This is a genomic window from Sphingomonas plantiphila (assembly GCF_046000505.1).
In the GTDB taxonomy this organism is placed as follows: Bacteria; Pseudomonadota; Alphaproteobacteria; order Sphingomonadales; family Sphingomonadaceae; genus Sphingomonas; species Sphingomonas plantiphila.
The window spans coordinates 2,371,284-2,393,398 of sequence record NZ_JBELQC010000001.1; the positions used below are offsets into that span (position 1 = coordinate 2,371,284).

The 22,115-nt window shown below is 66.8% G+C and carries 27 protein-coding genes; 4 read left to right on the forward strand and 23 right to left on the reverse strand.

Annotated features, from left to right (window positions below; genetic code table 11):
- The first annotated feature begins 144 nt into the window (after positions 1-144).
- The 3 genes from ABS767_RS11315 to fliP are packed head-to-tail and all read left to right on the forward strand — an operon-like array spanning position 145 to position 1,518.
- Positions 145-363, forward strand: coding sequence for a FliM/FliN family flagellar motor switch protein (locus ABS767_RS11315; protein WP_408078696.1), 219 nt, complete (start codon positions 145-147; stop codon positions 361-363).
- Positions 360-797 (forward strand): FliO/MopB family protein, encoded by a 438-nt coding sequence (locus ABS767_RS11320; RefSeq protein WP_408078450.1) that lies wholly within the window; start codon positions 360-362, stop codon positions 795-797. Before ABS767_RS11315 ends, ABS767_RS11320 begins: the two co-directional genes overlap by 4 nt.
- Entirely contained in the window at positions 772-1,518 is a 747-nt protein-coding gene (fliP, locus tag ABS767_RS11325) for a flagellar type III secretion system pore protein FliP (protein WP_408078451.1), read from the forward strand. Before ABS767_RS11320 ends, fliP begins: the two co-directional genes overlap by 26 nt.
- Here fliP and ABS767_RS11330 read toward each other — a convergent pair whose 3' ends face one another.
- The 13 genes from ABS767_RS11330 to motA are packed head-to-tail and all read right to left on the reverse strand — an operon-like array spanning position 1,519 to position 10,833.
- Complete coding sequence (locus ABS767_RS11330; RefSeq protein WP_408078452.1) at positions 1,519-2,163, reverse strand: PilZ domain-containing protein; 645 nt, start codon at positions 2,161-2,163, stop codon at positions 1,519-1,521. It abuts the gene before it with no gap.
- Positions 2,163-2,612, reverse strand: coding sequence for a hypothetical protein (locus ABS767_RS11335; protein WP_408078453.1), 450 nt, complete (start codon positions 2,610-2,612; stop codon positions 2,163-2,165). Before ABS767_RS11335 ends, ABS767_RS11330 begins: the two co-directional genes overlap by 1 nt.
- Before the next feature lie 10 nt (positions 2,613-2,622).
- Complete coding sequence (locus ABS767_RS11340; RefSeq protein ID WP_408078454.1) at positions 2,623-3,477, reverse strand: flagellar motor protein MotB; 855 nt, start codon at positions 3,475-3,477, stop codon at positions 2,623-2,625.
- A 3-nt stretch (positions 3,478-3,480) separates the two neighbouring features.
- Positions 3,481-3,798 (reverse strand): hypothetical protein, encoded by a 318-nt coding sequence (locus ABS767_RS11345; RefSeq protein WP_408078455.1) that lies wholly within the window; start codon positions 3,796-3,798, stop codon positions 3,481-3,483.
- Positions 3,799-3,809: 11 nt separating this feature from the next.
- A complete protein-coding gene (locus ABS767_RS11350) occupies positions 3,810-4,343 on the reverse strand; it encodes a chemotaxis protein CheD (RefSeq protein WP_408078456.1) in 534 nt (177 codons plus the stop codon).
- Entirely contained in the window at positions 4,340-4,729 is a 390-nt protein-coding gene (locus ABS767_RS11355) for a response regulator (protein ID WP_408078457.1), read from the reverse strand. Before ABS767_RS11355 ends, ABS767_RS11350 begins: the two co-directional genes overlap by 4 nt.
- A complete protein-coding gene (locus ABS767_RS11360; protein WP_408078458.1) occupies positions 4,730-5,776 on the reverse strand; it encodes a protein-glutamate methylesterase/protein-glutamine glutaminase in 1,047 nt (348 codons plus the stop codon).
- Positions 5,773-6,654: a CheR family methyltransferase gene (locus ABS767_RS11365; RefSeq protein ID WP_408078459.1), complete on the reverse strand. Its 882-nt coding sequence runs from the start codon at positions 6,652-6,654 to the stop codon at positions 5,773-5,775. The genes ABS767_RS11360 and ABS767_RS11365 overlap by 4 nt, the downstream gene beginning before the upstream one ends.
- Positions 6,651-7,142, reverse strand: a complete 492-nt coding sequence (locus ABS767_RS11370; protein WP_408078460.1) for a chemotaxis protein CheW — start codon at positions 7,140-7,142, stop codon at positions 6,651-6,653. The genes ABS767_RS11365 and ABS767_RS11370 overlap by 4 nt, the downstream gene beginning before the upstream one ends.
- Positions 7,139-9,283, reverse strand: a complete 2,145-nt coding sequence (locus ABS767_RS11375; protein WP_408078461.1) for a chemotaxis protein CheA — start codon at positions 9,281-9,283, stop codon at positions 7,139-7,141. The genes ABS767_RS11370 and ABS767_RS11375 overlap by 4 nt, the downstream gene beginning before the upstream one ends.
- Positions 9,280-9,645, reverse strand: coding sequence for a response regulator (locus tag ABS767_RS11380; RefSeq protein ID WP_408078462.1), 366 nt, complete (start codon positions 9,643-9,645; stop codon positions 9,280-9,282). The genes ABS767_RS11375 and ABS767_RS11380 overlap by 4 nt, the downstream gene beginning before the upstream one ends.
- Positions 9,642-9,974, reverse strand: a complete 333-nt coding sequence (locus ABS767_RS11385) for an STAS domain-containing protein (protein WP_408078463.1) — start codon at positions 9,972-9,974, stop codon at positions 9,642-9,644. Before ABS767_RS11385 ends, ABS767_RS11380 begins: the two co-directional genes overlap by 4 nt.
- On the reverse strand, positions 9,949-10,833 hold the full coding sequence (motA, locus tag ABS767_RS11390; protein WP_408078464.1) for a flagellar motor stator protein MotA: 885 nt from the start codon (positions 10,831-10,833) through the stop codon (positions 9,949-9,951). The genes ABS767_RS11385 and motA overlap by 26 nt, the downstream gene beginning before the upstream one ends.
- Positions 10,834-11,009: 176 nt before the next feature.
- Between motA and flaF the strand changes: the two genes are divergently transcribed.
- Positions 11,010-11,369, forward strand: coding sequence for a flagellar biosynthesis regulator FlaF (flaF, locus tag ABS767_RS11395; protein ID WP_408078465.1), 360 nt, complete (start codon positions 11,010-11,012; stop codon positions 11,367-11,369).
- A gap of 7 nt (positions 11,370-11,376) precedes the next feature.
- Here the strand turns inward: flaF and ABS767_RS11400 are convergent, their stop codons facing one another.
- From ABS767_RS11400 to ABS767_RS11445, 10 genes are all read right to left on the reverse strand, one after another.
- A complete protein-coding gene (locus tag ABS767_RS11400) occupies positions 11,377-11,991 on the reverse strand; it encodes a response regulator transcription factor (protein WP_408078466.1) in 615 nt (204 codons plus the stop codon).
- Entirely contained in the window at positions 11,991-14,555 is a 2,565-nt protein-coding gene (locus tag ABS767_RS11405; protein WP_408078467.1) for a PAS domain S-box protein, read from the reverse strand. The genes ABS767_RS11400 and ABS767_RS11405 overlap by 1 nt, the downstream gene beginning before the upstream one ends.
- A 170-nt stretch (positions 14,556-14,725) precedes the next feature.
- Positions 14,726-15,823, reverse strand: coding sequence for an XRE family transcriptional regulator (locus ABS767_RS11410; protein ID WP_408078468.1), 1,098 nt, complete (start codon positions 15,821-15,823; stop codon positions 14,726-14,728).
- Between the two features lie 76 nt (positions 15,824-15,899).
- Positions 15,900-16,394: a hypothetical protein gene (locus tag ABS767_RS11415; RefSeq protein ID WP_408078469.1), complete on the reverse strand. Its 495-nt coding sequence runs from the start codon at positions 16,392-16,394 to the stop codon at positions 15,900-15,902.
- Positions 16,395-16,404: 10 nt separating this feature from the next.
- Positions 16,405-17,436 carry a sigma-70 family RNA polymerase sigma factor gene (locus tag ABS767_RS11420; RefSeq protein WP_408078470.1) on the reverse strand — a complete coding sequence of 344 codons (1,032 nt, stop codon included), beginning with the start codon at positions 17,434-17,436 and terminating at the stop codon, positions 16,405-16,407.
- 135 nt (positions 17,437-17,571) lie between these two features.
- Positions 17,572-18,918, reverse strand: coding sequence for a protoglobin domain-containing protein (locus tag ABS767_RS11425; protein ID WP_408078471.1), 1,347 nt, complete (start codon positions 18,916-18,918; stop codon positions 17,572-17,574).
- A 71-nt stretch (positions 18,919-18,989) separates the two neighbouring features.
- Entirely contained in the window at positions 18,990-19,928 is a 939-nt protein-coding gene (locus ABS767_RS11430; RefSeq protein WP_408078472.1) for a peptidoglycan-binding protein, read from the reverse strand.
- Positions 19,925-20,359 (reverse strand): hypothetical protein, encoded by a 435-nt coding sequence (locus ABS767_RS11435; protein WP_408078473.1) that lies wholly within the window; start codon positions 20,357-20,359, stop codon positions 19,925-19,927. Before ABS767_RS11435 ends, ABS767_RS11430 begins: the two co-directional genes overlap by 4 nt.
- Positions 20,343-21,680 (reverse strand): flagellar protein export ATPase FliI, encoded by a 1,338-nt coding sequence (gene fliI, locus ABS767_RS11440; protein WP_408078474.1) that lies wholly within the window; start codon positions 21,678-21,680, stop codon positions 20,343-20,345. Before fliI ends, ABS767_RS11435 begins: the two co-directional genes overlap by 17 nt.
- Before the next feature lie 10 nt (positions 21,681-21,690).
- Positions 21,691-22,086: a flagellar biosynthesis repressor FlbT gene (locus tag ABS767_RS11445; RefSeq protein WP_408078475.1), complete on the reverse strand. Its 396-nt coding sequence runs from the start codon at positions 22,084-22,086 to the stop codon at positions 21,691-21,693.
- Positions 22,087-22,115: the final 29 nt, after the last annotated feature.

Here is a 22,115-nt window from a genome sequence, read left to right on the forward strand (position 1 = left end):
CAATTCCGGTGCGGCGGGCAGGAATTGCCGCCGACACAAACCTTATAGGCAAGATTTTCCGGGTCGGTCGGACCGGGGGCAATTTCTGCCACCTATAAAAGCTGCATCACGGCCACGCAGGGGAATGCAGTGCTCAACGATGTGATGGTGGAATTGTCGATCGTGCTGGGGTCCACCCGGCTGCCGATCCGCGAAGTGCTCAAGATGAGCCGCGGCGCGATCGTCGCGCTCGACAGCACCGATGCCGACCCGACGCTCGTCTATGTCAACGACACGCTGATCGCGCGCGGCCGCGTCATCGTCAACGGCGAGCATATGTCGCTGGAGATCAGCGAAGTCCTGCCCGGAAAGGTCACGGCATGACGATCCTCGCATTGCTGCGCATGTTCGGTGCGCTCGCGATAGTGCTCGGCCTGCTCGCCGGCGCGCTGTGGGCGGTGCGGCGCTTCAACCTGCGCCTGCCCGGACGGATCGGCGGGGGCGGGGTGGACGAACGGCGCCTCGCGGTTGTCGAACGGCTGAGCGTCGATCAGAAGCGTTCGCTGCTGCTCGTGCGCCGCGACAATGTCGAGCATCTCGTGCTGATGGCGCCGGAGGGCAATGTGGTGCTCAACGCGCCGCGTGCCGAGGCGTCCGAGCTGCGGCTGGCCCGCACCCCGGTCGCGCACCCGGTTGCTGCGTTACCGTCGTTCGACGCCGAGACCGACGCTGGCGAGGGGAGGGGGTCGACGGCCTTTCTCGGCAACCTCCACAGCGTCCAGAGCTTCGCGCATGCCCGGCTGGCGCGACATGCCTAGGCTGTTGCGCATCGCGCTCGCCGCGACCCTGATGCTGCTTCCCACCGCCGCCGCCGCCGCTCCGTCGCTGGGGCTGGGCGGGGAGGGGTCGATGAGCGGCAAGGCGATCGGCCTCGTCGCGCTGCTGACCGTGCTCAGCCTCGCGCCGGGCATCCTGATGACGGTGACGTCGTTCACGCGCATCGTCGTCGCACTCTCGCTGCTGCGCACGGGTCTCGGCGCGCAGGGCGTGCCGCCGAACCCGGTGATCATCAGCCTGGCGCTGTTCCTGTCGATGTTCGTGATGACCCCGACCTTCAGCCAGGCGTGGGACGCCGGCATCAAGCCCTATACCGAAGGCAAGATCAGCGAAGAGGTCGCGTTCGAGAAGACGGCGGAGCCGTTTCGCAAGTTCATGTTGGGCCAGGTCCGCGATGACGATATCGCGCTGTTCAACGGCCTTGCCGCGCAGCCGGCGAAGACGCGCGCCGAACTTCCGCTCGGCACGCTCGTGCCTGCCTTCATGATCTCGGAGCTGCGGCGCGCCTTCGAAATCGGCTTCCTGCTGCTGCTGCCCTTCCTCGTCATCGATCTCGCGGTGTCGGCGGTGCTGATGGCGATGGGCATGATGATGCTGCCACCGACGACGATCGCATTGCCGTGCAAGATCATTTTCTTCGTGCTGGTCGATGGCTGGGCGCTGGTTGCCGGCAGCCTGATCCGAAGCTTCGGATCGGGCTAGCTAGGCCCGCCGCGCGAAGCGTCGCGCCGGATCGACCAGCCAGGCCGAGAGGATCTCGAACCGGATCGGCGTCACGAATTGCAGCCCGGCCGCACCCTCCCGCTGCCAGCGCAGCCCGGCATTCATCGTGCCGAGTTCGGACACATGGACCGACAAGGTGCCGTCCGTCAGCGCGGTCGACAGCTCGTCGATCCGCATGCCGCGCTGGTTGATGTCGCGCAGCGTCGCGGCGATACGCCGGCCGTTGCAGGTCACCAGAACGGCGCATTCGGTTTCCAGCCGCGGGAGGCGGTTGTGCCAGCCGCGGTGCTTGGGCTCGGGCTTCAGGATCAGTTCGCTCGGCACCGGCGAATGGAAATGCAGGCCGGTCGCGCCGCCCTGCGCCCACGCCACTTCGGCCTCGAGCAGCTCGGCGCCGCGCAGCTCCAGCTGCACCTTCTCGCCGCGGCCCAACGGGATCGCGCATTCGATCCGCGCACCGTTTGCGGAGATATTGCGAACGCGACACACGACATCGCCGCGCGCGGTGACCAGGCGACCGACCAGCAGCGTGGTGACGAGGCGGGTGTCCGCAGTCGCGCGCCGGTCCTGGATGCCGCTATCCTGTTCGAGCGGGCGAAACGCATCGGGTTGGGGGATGAACATCAGGCTGGCTCCGCTTTGGTGATTGCGACCTTGCGCACCATGTCCGGCCCGATCGCCTCGCGTGCCGCCTCGATGACGATGCGGCGAAAGCTGTCGAGGTCGGGCAGCATCCCGTCCGCGCCGGCGGCGAGCGGAATCCGGAAGGTGCGCAGATTGATGGCGTGCTGCAGGAAGGGCAGCCGCGCCGTGACCGCGTCGACATTCTCTTCGCCGACTTCGAGCTGGACCTCGAACGCGGCATAGCCGGACAGCTTGCCGTCCTTGAGCACCAGCGGCGCGGTCATGCGTGGGAGCGCGACGAACTTGCCCGGCGTTTCGGGCTCGGCATGCTTGGTCGCCGCCGCTTCCCCCGCCGGGGTTCCGACGAAGCGGGTCATCGCATAGCCGCTGCCGGCGCCGATCGCGGCGCCAATGATCAGCAGCAGAAGCGGGAACAGGATCTTCTTCACGCCGCGTGCCTCACATCTTGAAACTCGCATCGGCGGGGGTCGGCGGCGCCTCACCCTTGACGATGATGGTGATGCGGCGGTTCTCCGCACGGTCGGGCTCGCCGGGGTAGAGTGGCTGGCTCGCGCCGCGCGCGACGACCCCTGCGATGCGGTCGCTGGTGATCCCGCCGGCCAGCAGGACCGCGCGGGAGGCGAGCGCGCGCTCGCCCGACAGACGCCAGTTGGCTTCGCTCTCACCGCCGGTGCCGTCGGTATGCCCCTCGATCGTCAGCCGCGCGCCGGACCGGATGAGCTTCTCGGCGACGACGCCCAGGCGGCGGCGGGCAAAGTCGTTCAGCTGCGCGGTCCCGGGACGGAACATCGGCTGGCGCACGCTGTCCATCAGCGTGATGCGCAGGCCGTCCTCGTCATTTTCGATCTTGGCCGTCTCCGCGCCGTCGGGCGACGGGGTCGCATCCAGCGACACGCGCAGTTCCTGCGCCGCCACGCGCAGCGACGCATCGGGAATCGTCGCGCTGCCGCCCCGCGCGGTTCCGATGCTTTGCGCTTCCATTGCGGGAACGCCGCTCGGCTTGGCGGCATCGGCGCTTCGTGCCCGGCCATGACCGCCCGATCCTGCCTGCGCGCCGCCCGCGGCCGCGCCGGCGCTGCCGACCATCGGCGGGCCGGGTGAAAAATACTCCGCGAGACCCTTAAGCGTATCCTTTTCTGGATTGCTGATCAGCCAGAGCAGCATGAAAAAGGCCATCATCGCGGTCACGAAATCGGCATAAGCGACCTTCCACGCGCCGCCGTGATGGCCGCCGACGACCTTCTTCACCTTGCGGATCACGATTGGCCGGGCATTGGGAGCGTGGCTTGCCATCGGTCAGAGTCCGGCCGCCAGCGCCGCCTGCAGCCGCTGCTGGACCTGGCCCAGGCGAACGGGTTCGATCGCGGAGCGGGTGCACGCGCCCGCCGCGAGGCGGTCGAGCACGGCCGCGCTCTCCTCGGTGCACTGGACCAGCAGGTCGAACGCCTGGAGCTTGTCCAGATAGCGATCGACGAAATGCTCGTCGGCGACCAGCGCCTCGGCCAGTTCCTCGATCAGTGTGCGCACGTGACGCAACTCGACCGCGACGGCGCCGTGCAGCAGGCTGACGAGCCGATCGGTCGACGGGGTGGGGGCGGGGGCGTGGACGTTCATATGCTGGCCCTTCAGAAAAGGTCGATTTCGCCACCATGCGCAGGGGCACGGGTGGGGAGGGTGACGGGCGGCGGCTCTGCAACATAGTTGCAGCGGATCTTGCCGTCATAGGGACGGAACTCGACCTTGCGTGCACGTGTGCCGCCGGTGTCGTTGTGGCCGATGGCGATGCCCTCGGTCTGCAGGAAGCGCAGCGCAAAGGCCGCGTTCGCCGAACCAATTCCCCCCAGCCCGGCGATAATGTTCGCGCCGCCATACAGGTGCGCGCGCAGCCTGGGCCGCTCGGCACCGGCCTTCATCATGCCGTTGATCAGCAGCTCCATGGCGTGGACGCCATAGCGTTGCAGGTCCGCCTCGCTGACGCGGTGGTCGGGGCTGGGTTCGCCCAGCAGGAAATGATTCATGCCGCCGATGCGCGCGCCCGCGTCATGCAGGCAGACGGCGATGCACGATCCCAACAGCGTCGAGATGATCGTGTCGGGCTGCGACAGGACCTTGAACTCGCCCTGGATGATGGTGACGCGGTTGCGGGTGGCGAGCGTCATGTCAGCCCGCCGAACACGCGCTCGATCTTCTCCTTCAGCGCCGCTGGCGCGAAGGGTTTCACGAGATAGTTGTTGACTCCCAGCGCGGCGGCCTTCTGCACCACCTCGCGGTCGGACGATCCGGTCAGCATGATGAAGACCGTCTTGGCCAGGGCTTCGTCCTTGCGGACCGTCGCCAGGAACTCGAGGCCATCCATCTCGGGCATGTTATAGTCCGAGATGATGAGATGGACCCGGTCCGTTCGGATCGCGGAGAGCGCCTCGGGAGCGCTCGCCTTGTCGCGGATGTCCTTGAAGCCGAAATCCTGGAGCGCGCGGCGGATCATCGCACGCATGCTCGTCTGGTCATCGACTACCATGACCCGGATTGCAGACGCGGCGGGCATTCAACGCTCCTGATGCTTGGCGCCGCGCGCGGCGGCGAGGATGACGCCTGCCATTGTCGACAGGCTGGATTCGGTTTCGACGCCGCCGGCGTGCAGTGCCGCGCGGGGCATGCCCCACACGACGCAGTCTTCGCGCGACTGGCCAAAGGTGCGGGCGCCTGCGTTGCGCATCGCCAGCATGCCCTCGGCACCGTCATTGCCCATGCCGGTCAGGATGGCGCCCACGGCGGAACTGCCGAGCGGGGCGATCGACCTGAACAGCATGTCGACCGAAGGGCGGTGGCCATTGACGGGATCTGCGGCGACCAGTCTGATGCGACCGTGCGTACCACCCTCCAGCGTCATATGGTGCGACCCTCCAGGCGCAATATAGACCGTTCCGGGCTTCACCGGTGCGCCATCGGTCGCTTCGACCACATTGACCGCGCAACTGCGGTCGAGCCGGGCCGCGAAGCTCGCGGTAAAGGCTGCCGGCATGTGCTGCACGACCAGCACCGGCGGCGAATCCTCCGGGAGCGCGCCCAGCACGTGGAACAGCGCTTCGACCCCGCCCGTCGACGCGCCGATCGCAATCACGACGTCGCGGAACGGCGCGTGCGTCGCCGCTGCGGGCGGTGCCCTGTGGGCGGGAGCCGCCATCCGGCGCGCGCGCGAGCGCGCCGCGCCCTTCACGATCTCGCGCAGCTGGCTCGCGCCCGCGGCCAGTTCCGCCGGGCCGCCGACGGGCTTGGCGATACAATCGACCGCACCCAGCCGCAGCGCCTCGATCGTGACATCGGCACCTGCCGCGGTCAGCGACGAGCACATGACGACCGGCATCGGGCGCAGACGCATGATCCGCTCGAGGAAGGACAGACCGTCCATCCCCGGCATTTCGACGTCCAGCGTCAGCACGTCGGGATTGAGTTCCTTGATCAGCTCGCGGGCGCGATGCGGCTCGGGGGCGGCACCGACGACCTCGATCTCGGGATCGCCGGAGAGGATGCGCGTCAGAGCGGCGCGCATCGAAGCGCTGTCGTCGACGATCAGGGCTCGGATCGGGCTCATGACGCACCGTCCGTGCGCTGATAGATCGTATTGCCGCGACTGCGCATGCGCTCGGCGGCAGGCCCGATCAGGCGTTCGCTATGCCCGATATACAGGAATCCGCCCGGCTTGAGCATGTCGACCAGCCGCGCTTCGAGCTCCGACTTCGCGGTATCGTCGAAATAGATCATCACGTTACGACAGAAAATGGCGTCGTAGCGCTGCTTCATCGGCCAATCGCCGAACAGGTTGAGCACCTTGGCGGAGACCAGCGCGCGCGCCGTATCCGCCATGCGATAACCGGCGCCCTCGCGCACCATCCACGCGCGGCGATACGCCTCGGGCACGCCCTCCGTGATCGACTCCGCATAGAAGCCTTCGGCCGCGGCGCGCACGACCGGTTCGGAGATATCGGTCGCGAGCAGACGCACGTCCCGCCCGCGCATCCACTCGGACTGCGCGCGATCGGTGCCCAGCAGCGTCATCGCCAGCGTGTACACCTCCTCGCCGCTCGAACAGCCGGCGGACCACATCCGCACCGGCGCGCGGGCGGGGTCGCGCTGAAGCTGCGGCATTAGCACGTCGCGCAAATGATCGAAATGATGCGACTCGCGGAAGAAATGCGTGTGGTTCGTGGTCAGCGCCGTCACCAGCAGTCGCAGCTCCTCCGCGTCCCGCTGCGCGAAGTCGATATAGTCCTTGAACGATTTCAGGCCGTTGTCGCGCAGGCGACGCGACAGGCGCGAATGCACCAGCACCTTCTTGGTCGGCGGCAGATGGATGCGCGCCTCGGCCATCATGATCCGCGCGATCGCCGCAAATTCGCTGTCGCCGAGCGCGGGTCCTCCGTCGCTCAGCAGCGAATTGCCCGACATCGGCGCCAGCGCAGCGCTCGTCATGCGGCAAGGTCCAGATGGCGGGTGATGGCAAGCGAGTCGAGGTCGAGCAGAAGCACCATCTGCGGCTTCGGATCGCTCCCGTCGCGGGCGCGGGCGGTGATCTGCACCAGGCCCGAGATGACGTTCGCTTCCTGAAGCTCGACATCGGGCGCGGCCTGGATCGCGCTTTCCTGGATGGCGACGATGTCGTCGACCTCATCGACCAGGAAGCCGGCCTGCTTGCCCGCGATGTTCACGACCAGCACGCACGAACGCGCATGGATCGTGCTCGGCGTCCAGCCCAGCCGCTCGGCGAGGCCGACGACCGGCACCACCGTGCCGCGCAGGTTGGTAACGCCGAGGATGTAGCCCGGAACGCTCGGCAGCGGGGTCGGCTCGGCCCATTCGCGGATTTCGATCAGCGAGCGCATGTCGATCCCGAAATTGCGGTGGCCCAGGGTGAAGGTGACGATCTTGATTTCGTCGACAGGCGTCTCTTGTTCGGTCATGCTGCGAGTCCTCTGAGGAAGTTGCGGTTCTGATTTCCGGATGAAGCGACCAGCGCCTCGATATCGAGGATCAGGGCGATCGACCCGTCGCCGAGGATCGTGGCGCCCCCCAGGCCGCGGATCGGGTGGAGGTTCTGCTCGAGGCTCTTGATCACGACCTCGCGGCGGTCGTCGATCGTATCGACCAGCAGGCCAACACGTCCGGCGCTCTCGCTTTCGACGATGATGACCAGGCTCTCGTGGATCGGGCGGTCCTCGTTGGCATGCAGGCCGAACACTTCGGTCAGGCGCCGCACCGGCAGATATTCGCCGCGGATCTCGATCACTTCGCTTTCCGGGGTCGTCGCGCTGACCTGGCCCGGCTCGGGGCGGATCGCCTCGATCACGGTCGCGAGCGGCAGCACGAACCGCTGGCCGGCCAGGCGCACTACCATCCCGTCAAGGATGGCGAGCGTCAGCGGCAGCACCAGGGTAAAGCTGGTGCCCTTGCCGGGCGTCGACGCGATCTCGACCCGGCCGCCGAGTGCCTCGACGTTCGATCGGACCACGTCCATGCCGACGCCGCGACCGGAAATGTTCGAAATCGTCGCGGCGGTGGAAAAGCCCGGCGCGCAGATCAGCTGATCGATCTCTTCGTCGGTCAGCACCGCGTCGGCGGGGATGATCCCCTTTTCGACCGCCTTGGCCCGAACCCGCGCACGGTCGATCCCGCGACCGTCGTCGGCGACGGTCACGATGATCCGTGCGCCCTTCTGCTCGGCGGAGAGATGGACGGTGCCTTCCGCGGGCTTCCCGGCGCGCAACCGCTCCTCCGGCGTCTCCAGCCCGTGGTCCACCGCGTTGCGGATCAGGTGGGTCAGCGGATCGCCAATCTTCTCGATCACGCCCTTGTCGACCTCGGTCGTCTCGCCAAAGGTCTGGAGCTGAACCTGCTTGCCGGTCTCGGCCATCAGGTCGCGCAGCATGCGCGGCACGCGGCTGAACGCCTGCTTGATCGGCTGGGCGCGCAGCGACATCACATTGTCCTGGATCTCGCGCGTCAGCCGGGCGAGCTCGGGCAGTTCGACGCGTTCCTGATCCTTCGCGCTCAGGCGATCGGACAGGATCGAGTTGCGGATCACCAGCTCGCCGACGAGATTCAGGAGGTTGTCGAGCTTGTGCAGGTCGACGCGGATCGTCTGCGATGCGCTCTCGATCACGCGCGTCTCCGCGGCCTGCGCGGCAGCGGCGATCGTGGGCGCAGCGGCCTCGACCTGTTCGACAGGCGCGCGCGCCTTGTCGGCGCCGCGTTCTTCGGCCTCCGTGGCCACGGTCCCGCTCGGCGTCTCGACGCGTCCGATCGCGATATCGGAATCGGGCGCGACGAAATCGAACGCCTCGCGAATGCTGCTTTCCTGGGTCCAGGACGGAAGCTGGATGGTCCAGCGCAGATAGGACTCCTCGGGCTCGAGGTCGCGCAGCCCGGGCAGTGCGGTGTAATCGACGGCGACCACGCGCCCGCCGAGATCCTCGAGTTCGCGGATCACCAGCATCGGCTCGGAACCGCCGGCCATCGCGTCGCGCGAAGGTCTGAACTCCACCTGCCAGTCGGGATCGCCCACGGGGGCGGCGCCGGCGTCGTCGGCGGGCGCCATCATCGCGTCCAGATCGAAATCTTCGACTACGACGCTGACCGGCTCGAACCCGAACGGGTCCACTTCGCTCTGGGCCGGTTCGGCCGCGGGCGGTGCCGGGGGCACGTCGGGAGCCGCCGTCGCTTCGCCATTCAGCACCGCTTCGATCGCACTCAGCGACGCGGTGTCGTCCGGCGTCGGCGCGGTTCCCTGCGACGCTGCGACGTGATCCGAAAGGATGTCGAGCGCCGACAGCATCACGCCTACCGTCGATGGCGTGGGAGCGATCCGCTCGGCGCGGACTTCATCGAGCAGGTTTTCGAACTTGTGCGCGAAAGCAGTCAGCGCGACATGCCCGAACGCGCCTGCGCCGCCCTTGATCGAATGCACCGCGCGGAACACGGCCGCGATCGTCGCCGCGGACACGTCGCCTGCCTGCATCGCCGACAGGCCCTGTTCGGCGGCTGCCAGTCCCTCGGCGCATTCTTCGAAGAAGATCGCCTGGATGTCGTCCATATCGTCGCTCATGGGCAGACACGGCGGATCGCCGCTCCCAGCTTCGCCGCCTCGAACGGCTTGGTGATCCAGCCGGTCGCGCCGGCCGAGCGGGCACGCGACTTCTTCTCGTCCGAGAATTCGGTCGACAGGACCAGGATCGGCGTGCCGCGGAACTGGGGCAGCGCACGCACGGCCTCGATCAGCTCGAACCCGTCCATTTCCGGCATGTTGATGTCGGTGATGAGCAGGTCGGGCTTGACCTCCTGCATCCGCTCCAGCCCGTGGCGCCCGTCATTGGCGGCCTCGATTTGGAATCCCTGCGCGCTCAGCGATGCCTTGAGCAGCATGCGCATGCTGGCGGAATCGTCGACGGTAAGAATGAGCTTGCTCACGATTGCAGTTCCTCTGTCTGGCTGAGGCCGAGTTGGTCGCTCAGACCAAGTGCCTCGATCCGCGCCAGGAAGGCGGGGCTGGGGTTCTGGATGACGAAATGATGGCCCGAGGCCTCGGCTTCGACGCGTGCGGCCAGCAGGAGCTGGAGCACGGCCTGGCCGACACTCTCGACGGCGCTGGCGTCGACCGTGAGATCGCCGCCGAAGTCGGCCGCAAGGACGAGGCGCACCTTCAGATCCTCGGCGGTCACGGTGACGCCATGGGCCGGAAGGTCGATCACGCCGCCCGCATAATTTTCGGGATCAGGCTGGTTGGGCTGCGAGGTCACTTTTCGCCTCCTCAAGTGCGGTTTCGAGTTGCTGGAAGGTCGGCGCCTTGTCCGACGGCGTCGCGCGGCGGGCGATCTCGACCGCCACTTGGGTCGGCATGCCCTGGGCATGCGCAACGATCGCGGTCTTGGCGATGACGAACGGCTTGCCGTCGCCCTCGATCACCTGCTGCAGCTTGGCTGCGAGCGGACCGACGAAGCAGTAGGACAGCAGCACGCCCAGGAACGTCCCGACCAGCGCGCCGCCGATCATCGCGCCCAGGATCTCGACCGGCTGGTCGATCGACCCCATCGTCTTGATCACGCCCAGCACCGCCGCGACGATGCCGATCGCGGGCAGGCCGTCGGCCATTTGCTGCAGCGCATGCTGCGGGTGCATCTCGTGATGGTGATGCGCCTCGATGTCGTTTTCCATCGCCTCGGCGAGCTGGTGCGGATCCTCGAAATTCACCGTCATCATGCGCAGATAGTCGCAGATGAACTCGATCAGATGATGGTCTGCGATCAGGCGCGGATAGCGTTTGAAGATGCTGCTTTCGGCGGGTGTGTCGAGATGCGGTTCGATCGCGGTCGCGCCGCCCTTCTTGAACGTGGTCAGCAGTCCGAACATCAGCGTCAGCAGATCGCGATAGTCGGAATCTTTCCACTTGCTGCCCTTGAACGATCGCATGACGCCCTTGCCGGCCTGCTTCACCACCGGCATCGGGTTTGACACCAGGAATGCGCCGATCGCCGCGCCGCCGATCGCCATCATCTCGTGCGGCAGCGCGTGCAGGATCACGTCCATCTTGCCGCCGGCCATGATGAAGCTGCCGAACACGCATATCATGATGATGATGAAACCGACGCCGTTAAGCATGATGGTTGCCGTTTCCCCTGCGCCGTGACCGGCAGTTTTGTGGATTATAGGGCGGGGGCAGGGGGGCCGGACGCGCCCGGGCATCTTTTGCGCGATCGACAAATGCCTGCGCATCTCCGCGACCGGACGCCGCGGCTTTTATCTAGAATGCGCTAAACCCCGAACGAGGAACCCGCATGTCGCTTAGCGCCTATCAACGTGCCCGCACGCTCGTCGAAACCCCCCGGGCAACCGAGCAACGCCTGATCCGGGAGGTTACCGCCGCGCTGATCGAGGCGCGGGACGGGTGCTATTCGGGGGGCAGGCTGATGAATGCGCTGCACTGGAACCGCGAGATGTGGGACGCCTTTGCCAACGCATGTGGCGCGCCGGGCAACGGTCTTCCGGACGAACTGCGCGCGTCGATCATCTCGATCGGATTGTGGGTGAGCCGTCACGCCAGCGACGTGATGAAGGGACGCGAGACGATCGATCCGCTGATCGACGTCAATCGCTCGCTGCTGGAAGGGCTTACCGAAGGTCGAATGGCGGCCTGACCCGACGTCAGACGGCTACGGCGACCTCCGCGGCATAGGCAAGGCGCAGCGCCTCGGACAGGCTGCTGACGTCCAGCTTCTCCATCATGTTGGCCCGATAGATTTCCACCGTGCGCGGCGAGAGATCGAGCTGGTGCGCAATCACCTTGTTGGGCCGCCCCTCGATCAATCCCATCAGCACTTCATGCTCGCGCGGCGACAGGCGGGCGATCCGGGCGCGCGCTTGTTCGCGCCGCTCGGCAATGCCGCTCGTCTCGTTGAACCGCGCGAACGCTTCGTCGAGCAGGTTGAGGAGATGGTGGGGGTCGTAGGGCTTTTCCAGGAAATCGGTGGCACCCGCCTTCATCGCCTGCACCGCGAGGGAAATATCGCCCTGGCCGGTCAGCATGATCGTCAGGAACTTGGCATGGCGCTCCTGCAGCGCGCTCATCACCTCGACGCCGTTTCGGCCCGGCATCTGGTAGTCCAGCAGCAGCACGCCCCCGTCGCTGGGCTCGATATTCTCCAGAAACGCCTCGCCGGACGCGAAGACGCGGATGACCAGATTGGGGCGCTCGGACAACAGGCCGTGCAGCGATTGGCGGACGGCCTGATCGTCGTCGACGATATAAACGCTCTGCATCATTCCTCTCCCACTCCCGGTTCTATACCAGGGACGGTGAACCGGAATGTAGATCCGCCCCCCTTGTTGTTATGCGCGCTCATCGTTCCACCATGCGCCTCGACGATGCGCCGACAGATCAACAGCCCGAACCCCATACTGCCTTCTCCCTTCGAGGAATTAAACGGCTGAAACATCTGTTCCAGGACGGGTTCGTCCACACCTGGACCATTGTCGCACACCGAAATCTCGATCCAGTCGCCCTCTACGCGCCGCGTCACCAGATCGATCCGACGATGTTCGGCGGCGACCACCGCCAGCGCCTCGAGGGCATTGCGCATCAGGTTCACCAGCACCTGCTGGATCTGGATCTTGTCCGCGAGCATCAGCTGCGCGTCAGGTGCGAAGTCATAGTGCAGCGCCAGATCGACCCGCTGATGTCCCACCAGCACCAGCGCGCTCGCCTCGCGGATCGTCTCCTCGACCGGCTCTGCCCGCAATTCGATCTCGCGACGGGACACGAACCCGCGCAGACGCCGGATGATCTCGCCCGCGCGCAAAGCCTGTTCGCGCGTCGACTGGAGCTGGCCCGCGATGCGTTCGAGATCGCCGCTGGTCTGCAGGATCACCTCCGCCGTGGCGATATGGTTGGCGATCGCTGCGAGCGGCTGGTTCAGCTCATGCGCCAGCGTGGCGCCAAGTTCCCCCATCGCGTTGACGCGCCCGATCTGGGTCAGCTCGTTGCTCAGCTGCTGGAAGCGCTCCTCGGTCTGCAGCCGCTCGGTCAGATCGGTGATGAACCCCGTGAAGACGCGGGTATCGTCATAGACGGCCTCGCCGACATGCAGCTCGATCGGGATCTCGCTGCCGTCGGCGTGACGCGCGGTAAGGATCTGGGGAATGCCGATGATGCGACGTTCACCGGTGCGCAGATAGTGATCGAGATAGTCGTCGTGCCGGACGCGATGCTCGTCGCCCATCAGCATCGAGACATTCCGCCCGACGACATCGGCCACCGCATAGCCGAACAGCCGCTCCGCAGCGGGGCTGAAGCTCAGGATCGTGCCACGCTCGTCGATCACCACCATCGCGCTCGGTACGGTCTCGAGAATCGAGCGAAGTTGCGCCTCCCGAGCCACGAGTTGCGCCGTCTGCTCCACGCGATCGGTCACATCGATGTTAACCCCCAAAGTCCGCACCAGCGTGCCGTCGGAGTCGTAGAAGCAGCGCGCCGACCCTTCGATCGCGCGCATTTTTCCGTCGGCAAGGGTCAAACGATAGAAGAAGGAAAAGCGATCCAGTTGGCGCTCCCTGACGGCCTCCATTCGCGTGCGGATCACGGCCAGGTCTTCGGGCACGATCCGCTCGGCCCAGCTCTCATAATCGGTCAGCGTCCCCGCCGGGAGGCCGAGCAGCGGCTCGGTGTCGGCGAACCATGCGAGCTTTCCGGTCGCCACGTCCCATTCGAAGATGCCGATCCGGTGCGCCTGCGCGGCGAGCAGGAGCCGTTCCTCGCTATCTTTGCGCGCGACCTGAGCGCGCATCAGCGGACCCAGATCGGTCATCGCCAGCACCGTGATCGGCGCGTCGTCGTCATCGCCGATCTTCTGTCGGCGTTCCAGGAGCCGGAGTTCGCGCCCGTCCTTGCCGGTCTCGATGATCTGGAAACTTCCCTGACTGGCGGTCGGGCTCCAATCCGCGGATTCGCCGGGCGCAGCACGGCTGGCCAGAAGCTTGTGCTTGAGGCGCCCGATCGCTTCGTCCGCGCCAAAGCCGTACAGTGATGCGCATCCGCGCGACCATTGGACGATCCGGCCGTCGCGGTCGACGAACGCGATCGGCTCGCTATCGAGCGACTGGGCGTAGAGGCTGATCTTGGACCGGTGACGCGACAGGCTGGCGACCGACCACAGTAACACCGATCCGACGATCAGCGTGTTTGCCAGCATGCCCCAGATTTCCGCGGTGACCGGGAAATCGCGCGAATCGAAGACGAGCAATTCGATCGCCAGCACGATTGCCGGCGCAACCATCAGCGTGGGGACCGCGCGCAAGGCGATGGGCCAGCGCTCGTCGCCTTCTGTTCGATACGCTCGCAACGCGTGTTGCGTCGCCAGAAGCAGCAAGCCGATGCCCAGCGTCAGCGCCGCAACATTCGTGATGATCGGGATGTGCCACGGCTGGATCGTCGCACCGCGAACATCGGCGGCGAGAAGCTGACCCGCCAACAGCAGCAACGCGAAACTGATGACGAGCGCGGCGATCATCGCAGCGATCGGGGCGCCTTCCCGCCCGGCGCGCATCTGGATCAGCGCGCTGGTGGAAAGCAGGAAGATCAACAGGCAGGAGACGGGGCTGCCCGCGTTGGGGACCACGAATGTAAGGTTGAGCAGGATCGCCGCGATGACGATCACGACGGCGACGATCGCAGCGCCGATCCGACGGATACGCGCGTCCACGACGGGGCGGGCGAACAGGACCAAAGTCGTCGCCAGGATCGCGATCGCCACAAGGCTGGGGGGCCAGGGGTCGGCGAAGCCGGCGATGGGCGAGCGCAGCCAGGAAATCGCGAACAGCCAACCCACCAGTCCGGCGATCGCGAGCGCGTTTGCGCTGGCGAAGCAGAGGGTGGCGACCCTGCTGCGCGTCGATCCTCTCGGCGTCCAGTTTCGCGCCCCTGTCACTCATCACCACATACAGGCTACGCCATATGGCGTATTTCAATCTTACCCATTACGGATACGGTTACAACCGCTTAGACGAAGCGGGCGGCAATCACCGCGTACAGGCGGTCCTGGGTGATGTCGGCAAGGTCGATGCTGCGCGGCGGATGCTGGCTGTGGCCGACCAGCAGGCCGTCCGGTCCGACCGAAATCGAAAGGACGCGGTAACCGTCCGCCTCGCGCAGGACCGCGAGGCCCCCCGCCACGGGATAGCGATCGGGATCGACGAAGAGGATCGACTGGCCCGGCAATGCTGCGCCCAGCGTGGCGCGGCACATGCGCAATGCGAACATGCGACGGCCGCCACCGGGCGGCGGCGCGACCCGCTCGCCGGTGTCGTGATCCGCGATCAGTCCATCGGGACCTGCAATACCGATCACGGCGATCGCTTCCGCACCCGCGGCGCGCGGCAGCGGCACCACGGTTCGAGGGGCCTTCGGATCGGGATCGGCGATCTCCGCGCGCAGCGCGGCGACCTTCTCTCGCGTCCGCCGAAGACGCTCCTCCGGATCGCTGATTGCCGCAAGCCACGGCGCCAGGTCGCCGTTGCGAAGCAATCCGTCGACGCGGGCCCGCAGCGCGGCCTCGTCGCTTGCGCCAAGCATCGCGCAGATTGCCTCGCGCGTGGGCGCGTTCCAATCCTCGAAGGCGCGCTGCGCATTCTCGAGGCGCGACAGGTTCACCGGCGCGATGCCATGACGCTCTGCAATCGCCTGGATCGTCAGCGTGCGATCGGTCGCTCGGACATGGCGCACCGCCGCGGCGAGCAACGCGGCGAAACGCTCGCGTGCAGGATCGGGCACGGTCACGCCGACAAAGGGCTCGGCCCAGCGCTCGATCGAGAAGTCGGGCGCGTCGACATCGATCAGCAGCGCGTCGGGCGGTATGTCGAGCGCCGCTGCGATATCGACCAGCTCGCGCGCACGGGCGAACACTTCCCCACGCTCGATCTTCGACAGGCGAATATAGGTCAGCTCGGGAAGCCGGTGCGATAGCGCGATCAGCCGGTGCAGCCCCGCCTTGCGGCGGAATTCGCGGATGCGGTTCGGAAACACGAAATTCCGCCACGTATCGACGGGCACCGCTCCCGGCGCGGCGATGCTTGCGTGCAGCTTCACCGGTGCGTCCATCTCTCCCCGTCTCCCTCCTTGCCGGTATAGGATAACGGGCTTCCAATAGCTATCCGCTGATCGCTTTCAAATGCTTCTACCTTATATGGCGTCCGGTCGTCGAACGGGCCGGGTGGGAAAGCAGCGCCCAGTTGCCAGACGGATCGAAGCGGCGCAGTGCGACCAGGCTTCCCGGTCGTGCAATTCGCCGGTCGAGCCACCCCGGGGCGAGGGGCCATGGGTCTTCGGGCGCAATGCCGACACCCGTGCCGTCGCTAACCAGGCCGATGCTGTGCGGTGCCATCCCGGCGGGCCAGCGTTGCCGCACGCGCTCGAGAAGAGTCCGGGCCAGACGTTCGGCGGCGCGCGCGTTGCGACCTTCGATCTCGTGGCGCTTCAGCCAGCGGTCCCAGCTCGCACCGAAATCGCCATTGGTGCCGATTCCCCAGATCGCCACCAGATGGTTGGACCGATCCAGCCAGCGATGCGCTGTGCCGCAGAATTCTCGTGCAAGTTCGTCCAGGCTGGGGTCGATGAACGGCAGCAGGCCGACGGTGCTTTCCGGAGCGATCATGATGCTCTCGCGGATCATCGTGCCGGGCTCAGTGCGAACGGACGCCGCGGGGCAGTGCTACCAGCTGCTCCGCCTGATCCTCCGCTTCCGGCGCCTGGTGCAGCGTCGTCGCCGGCACGATCGCGACCACGCGGCTCAGCTGATTGTGCGGCGCATTGTGGTCGGGAAGGACGGTGGCGGCCGGAGCGACCTTGTCGGTCGCGCGGCGGCGCGCCTTGGGACGGGGGCGCTCGAACATGCCGCCGAAGCGAGGATCGTTCGCCGCGATCTCGGCGATCGTCTTGGCGGCGCGCTTGGCGACCTGGCGCTGGCGCTCGCGCTCCTGCGGGTCGAGCTCGGATTCATCCGGCATATCGTCGGACAGGCGGCGCGCGACGATCTGGCGCTGTGCGTCCAGCTTCTCTTCCAGCTCTGCGATTTCGGCCGGGTCGATGATCGCGGCGCCGGCACGGAAACGCGGCAGGCGCGGATCGACCACCTGGACCGAGCGGCTCGAGCGGGCGCGCCGCTTCATCTGTTCCATCGCCACGCCGCGCAGATGGTCGACATAGGCGTCCAGCAGGGCCTCGCGGGTCTTCACCGCCAGATGATCGCCGGCGCAGGCCTCGGTGCGGTCGAGCGCGAATTCGTCCTCGATCATGCTTTCCAGCGTGTTGCTCTCGCCGTCCGCATTGTTCGTGACGGCATGGAGCGAAACCGTGCTCGCCTCGACCTTCTTTGCCGAGGGGCGTTGATCCGTCATCAGGCGGAAGCGCAGGCTCTGCAGCTCGCCGCGCAGCTGCCAGTTGACGAACGTCGTGAACTGGGCGCGCTCGGGATCATAGGCCTGGATCGCACGGTGAACGCCGATCGCACAGCACTGCTCCGCATCGTCCCAGTGACCGGCAAGGCCATATTGGCGGATGAAGTGGCGCACGCGCGGCGCCAGAATTTTCATCACCTGGGCAAAGGCGCGGTCGCCATAAACGCGCTGACGGTTGGTCTGCGTCTCACCATCCTTGGGCAGGTGTGCGATGACGGCAGCGACGGCGGCTTCAAGCGCGGCAGTGGTATTCGACATGATCGTCCCCTCGATCGTATCGCCAGAGCCGCAATGGCCTTGGCTTCGAGGGATAAGATGGGCCGCCCGGGTAAATAGGAGTAAACTCCTCCTATACGTATATCCTCTATAAGTATTAACACAGTAGCGCGGGAACTAGGCCGCCTGCACCTGACTCACGAAGCGATGCACCTGGGAGGAGAGGCTGCTCGCCTGACCCGACAACGTCGTTGCGGAGGTGAAAACCTGGCTGGCGGCGGAGCCTGTGGCTTCCGATGCGTGGCTCACACCGACGATATTTGTCGAGACCTCGTGGGCCGCCTGCGCCGTCTGCTGGATGTTGCGGCTGATCTCCGCGGTCGCACTGTTCTGCTGATTGACCGCGCCGGCGATCGAACTGCTGATTTCGGCTACCTGTCCGATCGTCGCGGCGATGGTGGTAAGGCCCGACACTGCCTGGCGCGTAACCCCCTGGATGTCGCGGATCTGCCCCTCGACTTCCTCCGTCATTCGCTCGGTCTGGGTGGCCAGCGCCTTTACCTCGGCGGCCACGACCTCGAACGCCTTGCCGGCCTCGCCTGCGCGCGCGGCTTCGATAGAGGCATTGAGCGCGAGCATATTGGTCTTGCCCGCGATCTGTCCGATCAGCCCCACGACGGTGCCGATCCGCTCGGCCGCCTCGTCAAGGGCGCGGACCACCTGGTCGGTGCGTTCGGCATCGGCGACTGCGCGCTGCGTGGTTTTTGAGGATTCGGCGACCTGGCTGGCGATCATCTGGATCGAAGCCGACAGTTCTTCCGCGGCGGACGCTACGGTCTGCACGCCCGCGCTGGCCTGCTCGGCGGCTGCGGCGACGGCCATGGCGCGGGCGTTCGCCTCCCCGCTATTCTCGGTCATCGTCTGCGCGCTGGCTTCGAGTTCGTTGGACGCGACGCTGAGCTGGTCGACCAGCGCGCCGACCTGACCCTGAAAGTCCTCGGCGAGTGCCGCGAGCTTCGCGTCATAGGCAGTCTTGTTCTCGGCGATGTAGCAGGAGATGGCGAGATCCATGTCGATCATCACGGCCAAGTTGATGGCGGTGCACAACTGCGCCGTGCGCGCTGCGGCGGCGGGGCTGAGCGCGCGGCCGGCCGATTTTGCGGCGAGGTCGAACAGATGACGCAGGATGAAGCTGTAGCCGCCGATATACCAGCGTGGGTCGAGCCCGATCTTGCTATGCATCAGGCCGATCCGCTTGACCGAGCTCGCATAGGCATCGTCGAACCGGCCAGAGAACAGCATCTGCCAGTGCGCGGATTGCGCGCGTGCGGCGCGGGGCATCGCCTCGCCATCCTTGAACATCGCGGCCAGCTCGGGCCAGCGGCGCAGGTTCGCGTAGAATGCATCCACGATCGCCGGCAGCTCCTTTTCGAGCGTCGGTGCGAACCGGGCCAAGGCATCGCGTTGGGCATCGGTGAACCCGGCAAATGCAAGACGGTCAACCAGTTCAGCGCTTACAGTCATCGACGTTACCCTAATCCAATATTACCCATATAGGAGAGACTCGACACATCGGGTTGACTGGGGGAAACTACCTAGGCGAAATTCTCGGGTCGGACCCGGCGCTCGACATAGTTGTCGAGCCAGGCGCGGTGGGCCGCGCTGGCGTCGCCGTTGGTCGCGATTGCGCGCTGTGCGCGCCCGCTGCCGATCTGTGCGCGCAACAGCACCGCCGCGCGATCATCGCTTAGTCCCGTCTTCAGATATTTGACTGCGTCGCCGGGTCCGAGATGATGGGCGAGATAGGCGGTGCGCGCGACCGCCGACGGGTCGTCGCCCGTGCGCACGCCGGAGCGTTCGAGCAGCTTCAGATTTGCCCGGGCATAGTCCGCCGTGGTCTCGATCGATGCGGTCGGGTCATAGCGAAGTTGCAGCATTGCCGCGCGCGCCGCCGGGCGCACCTGGCCCGACCGGTCGAGCCAGCCGCGGGCCTGCGCGGTTTCGTTGAGCCATGTACCGCGCGTCTCCGCCATCCCTTCCCAGGTGCGGCTGAGGAATTGCCCCAGGCCGGCGGCGGAAGATCGACTGTTGCGCGAATAGACGTTCCACTGTCCCGACGAATCCTTGGCGGCTTCGGCGTTGACGATCGCGGCGAGCGCGGTGGCGGGGATACCCGTGCGTTCGGCGGCGCGGTCCAGCGCGGGCGCATGGCGCGCATTGGCGCCAAGACGACCGACATCGAGATCCGCCGCGCTCGTCCCGCCGGTCACCCGCGTCACCGGTTCTGTGGGAATCGTCTGGATGGTCTGGATGGCGCGCGGCTGCGTCGCCAGATCGGCGAGCGCCAGCAGGCTGTCGATGTCGAGCCGATCGTCGCCGCGTCGCGGCAGGTTGATCTCCGCGTCGGGCGTCATCGTCCCGATCGCTGCCTGCCACAGCCGCTTCTGCGCGGCTCCCAGCGCATTGCGGTGGATCGCGGCGGCGGTCGCCGCGGTGTCGGTGACCGATAGCGATCGGCCCTGGACGGTGATCATGTGCGCGCCCTCCGCAGTTCGCGTGCACGGCGCACGAACCGCGCCGCCGTTAGGTCATCGAGCATCGCCTGTTCGGCGCTCTGCAATTTGCGTTCGGCTTCGGCGCGGAACGTGTCCGCGGCGCCGCCGACCGCGCGGATCGACGCATATTGCTGCGCGGCCTTGCGGCGCAGCATGGTCAGCTCGACCTCCGCATCGTGACGAAGCGACTCAAGCCGGCGCCGTTCCTCCCGCGCCCGCGCGAGATAGGCGTCGGCATGCAGCTGCCACTCGACCGCGCTCAATTCGGTCTCGCGCGCGATCTGCGTGGTCAGCGCCTCGTGCAGCGTGTGCATGCCATCGAGCCGCGCCGTCGCATCCGCGATCAGCGTCTTGAGCGCATCCATGTCGCGGCCGAGCGCGCGCAGCGCGGCGTCATAGGGCGTGCGCATGGTCACTCTCCATCAGCGTGGCGAGGCGGGCAAAGCCGTCGTCGGCATGGCCGCGATCGCCCTTGGTCTGGGTCAGCATCGCTTCGATCTGCGGCGCGATCCGCACCGCTTCGTCGACCTCCGGACTGGACCCTGCCTTGTAGGCGCCCAGCCGGACGATTTCCTCCATATCGGCATAGGTGCCGAGGATGCGGCGGGCGGCAAGGCGCGTCTGGTTCTGCTCCGGCTCCAGGCAATGCGGCAAGGCGCGCGAGACCGACTTGAGCAGGTCGATCGCCGGATAGCGCCCGCGCTCGGCGATCTTGCGCGTGATCACGACATGCCCGTCCAGAATGCCGCGCACCGCGTCGGCGACCGGCTCGTTATGATCGTCGCCATCGACCAGCACGGTGAACAGGCCGGTGATCGAACCCTGGCCCGGCAGTCCCGGCCCGGCGCGCTCGAGCAGGCGGGGCAGCTCGGCGAACACCGTCGGGGTATAGCCGCGCGTCGCCGGCGGCTCGCCATTGGCGAGGCCGATCTCGCGCTGCGCCATGGCAAAGCGGGTGACCGAGTCCATCAGGCACAGCACGCGCAGGCCGCGGTCGCGAAAATGCTCGGCAAGCGCCAGCGTGGTCCACGCCGCCTGGCGCCGCATCAGCGCCGGCTCGTCCGACGTCGCGACGACCACGATGCTGCGCGCCATCCCTTCAGGGCCCAGATCGTCCTCGACGAATTCCTGCACCTCGCGGCCGCGCTCGCCGATCAGGCCGATGATCGCGACATCGCATTCGGTCCAGCGTGCGAGCATCGAGAGCAACACCGATTTGCCGACGCCCGATCCCGCGAACAGGCCAAGCCGCTGGCCGGTGCACAGCGGCACGAACAGGTCGAGCGCGCGTACGCCGGTTTCGATCCGGGCGCCGACGCGGGCGCGCGTCGCGGCGAGGGGAGGGGGCGCCTTGATCGGCTGGCGCGTCGCACCGAGCGGCAGTTCACCCTTGCCGTCGACCGGGCGGCCCAGTCCATCGACCATCCGGCCGAGCCAGGCATCGCACGGGCGCAGCGACAGCGCGCCCGGGTGCAGCCAGGCGATCGTGCCCGAGCTCAGCCCCTGCGGCTCGCGAAACGGCATGCATTGGGCAAGGCCGGCCTCGATCCCCGTGACTTCGGCCGGAACGACGCCATCGGGCGTATCGATATCGATGCGGGCACCGATCTGCGCAGCGCCGGCCAGCCCCTCCACCTCGATCAGCGCGCCACGCACCGCGACGACGCGGCCGTACCGCTTGTCGAGCGGGAGCGCAGCGATGCTGTGCGCGGCGGTGGACAGGCTGTGCACGGATCGCGCCTCAGGCGGCCTCGTTTGCGGGCGCGCGCACCGCGTCCTCGAACTCGATCAGCGCGCGGCACGCGGCAAGGCCGCGATAGTAATTGCCCTCGGCGACCAGTCGCGCGAAGCGGACACAGGCGGCGCGGCCTTCATCGCTGTCCATCACCGGGATCAACAGCGTCAGTTCGTCGATCACCTGATTCTTGTGCGTGTCGGGCTCGTCGCCCAGATACGCCATCATCGTCGCGAAATAGAGGCGGCGTGCGGTGCTCGTCGCCTCTTCCGGCGTCATGATCTCGCGGCCGCGCAGCAGCGCGACCTTGTTCTCGATCACCAGCTCTGAGCGCCCCTTGGAGCGCAGCATCGCGCCATTGATCACCAGCGCCTCGCCATCGCGAAGGGAAATTCGCAGCATCGTTCGATCCTCAACTCTTGCGTTGCTGT

Bases quoted from the DNA above. Each gene is read 5' to 3' on its own strand.
- ABS767_RS11410 (WP_408078468.1), bottom strand. From the start codon at position 15,823: ATGGACGCACCGGTGAAGCTGCACGCAAGCATCGCCGCGCCGGGAGCG.
- fliP (WP_408078451.1), top strand. From the start codon at position 772: ATGCCCGGCTGGCGCGACATGCCTAGGCTGTTGCGCATCGCGCTCGCC.
- ABS767_RS11415 (WP_408078469.1), bottom strand. From the start codon at position 16,394: ATGATCCGCGAGAGCATCATGATCGCTCCGGAAAGCACCGTCGGCCTG.
- ABS767_RS11425 (WP_408078471.1), bottom strand. From the start codon at position 18,918: ATGACTGTAAGCGCTGAACTGGTTGACCGTCTTGCATTTGCCGGGTTC.
- ABS767_RS11360 (WP_408078458.1), bottom strand. From the start codon at position 5,776: ATGAGCCCGATCCGAGCCCTGATCGTCGACGACAGCGCTTCGATGCGC.
- motA (WP_408078464.1), bottom strand. From the start codon at position 10,833: ATGCTTAACGGCGTCGGTTTCATCATCATCATGATATGCGTGTTCGGC.
- flaF (WP_408078465.1), top strand. From the start codon at position 11,010: ATGTCGCTTAGCGCCTATCAACGTGCCCGCACGCTCGTCGAAACCCCC.
- ABS767_RS11375 (WP_408078461.1), bottom strand. From the start codon at position 9,283: ATGAGCGACGATATGGACGACATCCAGGCGATCTTCTTCGAAGAATGC.
- ABS767_RS11345 (WP_408078455.1), bottom strand. From the start codon at position 3,798: ATGAACGTCCACGCCCCCGCCCCCACCCCGTCGACCGATCGGCTCGTC.
- ABS767_RS11370 (WP_408078460.1), bottom strand. From the start codon at position 7,142: ATGACCGAACAAGAGACGCCTGTCGACGAAATCAAGATCGTCACCTTC.
- ABS767_RS11430 (WP_408078472.1), bottom strand. From the start codon at position 19,928: ATGATCACCGTCCAGGGCCGATCGCTATCGGTCACCGACACCGCGGCG.
- ABS767_RS11365 (WP_408078459.1), bottom strand. From the start codon at position 6,654: ATGACGAGCGCTGCGCTGGCGCCGATGTCGGGCAATTCGCTGCTGAGC.
- ABS767_RS11435 (WP_408078473.1), bottom strand. From the start codon at position 20,359: ATGCGCACGCCCTATGACGCCGCGCTGCGCGCGCTCGGCCGCGACATG.
- ABS767_RS11330 (WP_408078452.1), bottom strand. From the start codon at position 2,163: ATGTTCATCCCCCAACCCGATGCGTTTCGCCCGCTCGAACAGGATAGC.
- ABS767_RS11350 (WP_408078456.1), bottom strand. From the start codon at position 4,343: ATGACGCTCGCCACCCGCAACCGCGTCACCATCATCCAGGGCGAGTTC.
- ABS767_RS11340 (WP_408078454.1), bottom strand. From the start codon at position 3,477: ATGGCAAGCCACGCTCCCAATGCCCGGCCAATCGTGATCCGCAAGGTG.
- ABS767_RS11400 (WP_408078466.1), bottom strand. From the start codon at position 11,991: ATGCAGAGCGTTTATATCGTCGACGACGATCAGGCCGTCCGCCAATCG.
- ABS767_RS11355 (WP_408078457.1), bottom strand. From the start codon at position 4,729: ATGCCCGCCGCGTCTGCAATCCGGGTCATGGTAGTCGATGACCAGACG.
- ABS767_RS11320 (WP_408078450.1), top strand. From the start codon at position 360: ATGACGATCCTCGCATTGCTGCGCATGTTCGGTGCGCTCGCGATAGTG.
- ABS767_RS11445 (WP_408078475.1), bottom strand. From the start codon at position 22,086: ATGCTGCGAATTTCCCTTCGCGATGGCGAGGCGCTGGTGATCAATGGC.
- ABS767_RS11420 (WP_408078470.1), bottom strand. From the start codon at position 17,436: ATGTCGAATACCACTGCCGCGCTTGAAGCCGCCGTCGCTGCCGTCATC.
- ABS767_RS11315 (WP_408078696.1), top strand. From the start codon at position 145: ATGGTGGAATTGTCGATCGTGCTGGGGTCCACCCGGCTGCCGATCCGC.